Annotated in this window: 2 protein-coding genes; one reads left to right on the forward strand and one right to left on the reverse strand. The window is 78.1% G+C overall.

Going from position 1 to position 2,652, the window contains the following annotated elements; all coding sequences use genetic code 11:
- Nucleotides 1-1,031, forward strand: a 1,031-nt coding sequence (locus FOE67_RS22210; RefSeq protein ID WP_182666614.1) for an anti-sigma factor, incomplete at its 5' end; no start/stop codon positions are given.
- Nucleotides 1,032-1,139: 108 nt separating this feature from the next.
- Here the strand turns inward: FOE67_RS22210 and FOE67_RS22215 are convergent.
- Nucleotides 1,140-2,652, reverse strand: a 1,513-nt coding sequence (locus FOE67_RS22215; protein ID WP_228474168.1) for a glycosyltransferase, incomplete at its 5' end; no start/stop codon positions are given.

Genomic DNA, 2,652 nt, shown 5'->3' on the forward strand with positions numbered 1-2,652 from the left:
CCGACTCCCCCGCCGTCCCCGATCCCGCCGTCCCCGATCCCGGCGGCCCGGGCGGGGCGGCGGCCGGGCACCACCTCCCCGAGGAGGTGCTGGCCGCCCTCGCACTCGACGGTGCCCGCGCCGCCCCCACCTCCGCCGCCCGGGACCACCTGGGGGGTTGCGTGCGCTGTCGGGCGGAGCTGACCGACCTGCGGGGGATCGTCTCCGCCGTCCGGGGCGCCGGCGCGGCGGAGGCCGACGTGGTCGCCCCGCCCCCCGGTGTGTGGGATGCCATCGCCGCCGAGGTGGAGGCCGAGGTCCGTGCCCCCGGGCCCCGGGACGGCACGATCGACCCCCTGGCGCCGGTGCCCCCCGACCCGGCCGCATCCGCCGATCCCACCGCCTCCCGGGGGGAGTCCCCGGAGCTTCCGGAGTCCCCGGAGGGCACCGCCGGCGGTCGCCCGGTCGTCCCGGCGGAGGAGGGGACCGCCGGTCCCGGGGCTCCCACCGCCGCCGTGCCGGCCGCCCGCTCCGGACCCGACGGGGACGATCCCCGGCCGACTTCCCCGGTGGCGATCCCCGGCCCCCGGCGCCGCCCGGTGATGTTCGCGGTGGCCGCCTCGCTGATGGTCGGCATCCTCATCGGCAGCGCGGGCACCTGGTGGCAGATGAGCCGGGACACCGCCCCGATCGCCACGCCCTCCGCCGGGTACACGGCGGAGTACGTGCGGATCGACCCCCCGGAGGGGGTGGACCTGCCGGCGGTGGGCCGGGTCCGGCTGGACGGGGGCGAGGAGACCGGGCACGCCCTGGTCATCAGCGTGCGCGGACTGCCGGAGACCTCGGGTTACTTCGAGGTCTGGCTGATGGACGAGGGCGCGGGCAAGCTCATCCCCATCGGCGTGCTGGACGGCGAGGGCACCGCGGTGCTGCCGCTGCCGCACAACGTGGACCTGGGCGAATACGCGCTGGTCGACGTTTCCGAGGAGCCGTTCAACGGCAGCCCGGACCACTCCGGCAAGAGCATCGTCCGGGGACCCCTGCGCGCGTGAGGCCCCGCCCGGGGTCCCGGACCTGCCCGTACCCGGGGCGGGCGCGGCCACACCTCCCCGCCCCGGCGGCCGGCCGCCGGGACGGGAAGTCGGGATCCCGGCCGGGGCTCATCCGGCCGGGACGACGACATCCGGCTCCGCGTCACCGTCCCCGGTGGGGCGGCGCCCGGGCGCGGTGCCCCCACCGGGGGCCGCGTCGAGCGCCGTACCGGGCAGTCCGGCCATGATGCGCACCACCCGGCGCGCGCCCCGGAGCGGCCCTCCCTCCCGGACCCGCGCCATCACCTCCGCGGCCCCGTCCGACCCCTCGATCAGGCGGGCCACGGCCCGCCCGATCCGTCGGGCCAGTTCCTCCGGCGGGAGGTTGGGGTCCACCGCGACCCCCGCGCCGGACCGTTCGGCGTCGTGGGCGACGGCGAACTGATCGCTGGAGAAGGGCAGCACCACCGCCGGCACCCCGGCCCACAGGCACTCGGTGAAGGAGTTGTTCCCGCCGTGGTGCACCATCGCCCGGGCGCGGCCCAGCAGGGCCCGCTGCGGCACGGAGTCGGCCACCAGCAGTCGGCCGCCGCCCGGGCCCCCCGGGGCGAGGAGGGGGAGCAGCGCGGCGGTGCGGTTCCCGGCGGCCACCACCACCGCGGCCCGCGGGCAGTGCGCCAGGATCCCCTCGGCCGCCGCCCGCAGCACGTCGTCACGGGCCGAGAGGAAGGTCCCGAGCGCGACGAGCACCAGCGGCCGACCGCCCGGCCCGGCGCCGATCGAGGCCAACCGCTCCTCCCACGCCGTCGTGGGCGCCTCCCCGGGGCCCGGCTCCTCCCCGACGCCGACGCAGTGACCGATCCGCACCGCCTCGCCGGCGCCCGGGGGCAGCGCCGGCAACCAGGGCAGATCGGGGTAGTTGAACACCACGGCGTGCGGGGAACACAGAGCGAACGCCCGGCGCGGCACCGGACGGTGCGGGGCGACGCGTCGCACCACGGTCGCGAACAGTTCGGTGAACATCCGGTCGTTCCCGATCACCGCCGCCCGCAGCCGTTCCAGCTCGGCGGGGTCCGGCCGGATCGCCCGGGGCCAGGCCGTGGGCATCCCGAACCAGGAGGTGTCGTCCGCCGGCAGGTAGCCGGGGTGGCCGGGACAGAAGGTGACCCGGGGCAGGCCGAGGCAGTACAGGGCCAGGGCGGCGGAGTGGGCGAGCAGGTCCACCACGTACCAGTCGGGACGCAGGCGCGCGTGCAGGGCGGCGATCCGCTCGCGCACCCCGTCCGGGTCGGCCAGCAGGTCGGCCCGGCGGTGGCGGGCCTGGGCGAACAGGGCGGGCACCGCTCCGTCCCGGGTGGCCTCCAGGAACTCCCTCAGTCGGGCCGCCTCGCCGGCGGCCTGCTCGGTGCGTTCGGCGATGCCGGTGTTGGCGTTGCGGGTGACGATCAGCTCCGCGAACCCCGTGCCCGCCTCCTCGGCCAGGTGGGCGAAGTCGGGGCCGCAGGCCAGCACCGTATCGGCGCCGGCCCGGTGCAGCGCCCGGGCGAACACGGACATCGGTCGGGCGTGGGAGAGGAAGGGGGGACTGATCACCACCACCCGGGGGCGCCGGCCCCGGGGTCGTGCGGGCGTGTCCGGGGCC

Source organism: Streptomyces calidiresistens, from assembly GCF_014141525.1.
In the GTDB taxonomy this organism is placed as follows: domain Bacteria; phylum Actinomycetota; class Actinomycetes; order Streptomycetales; family Streptomycetaceae; genus Streptomyces; species Streptomyces calidiresistens.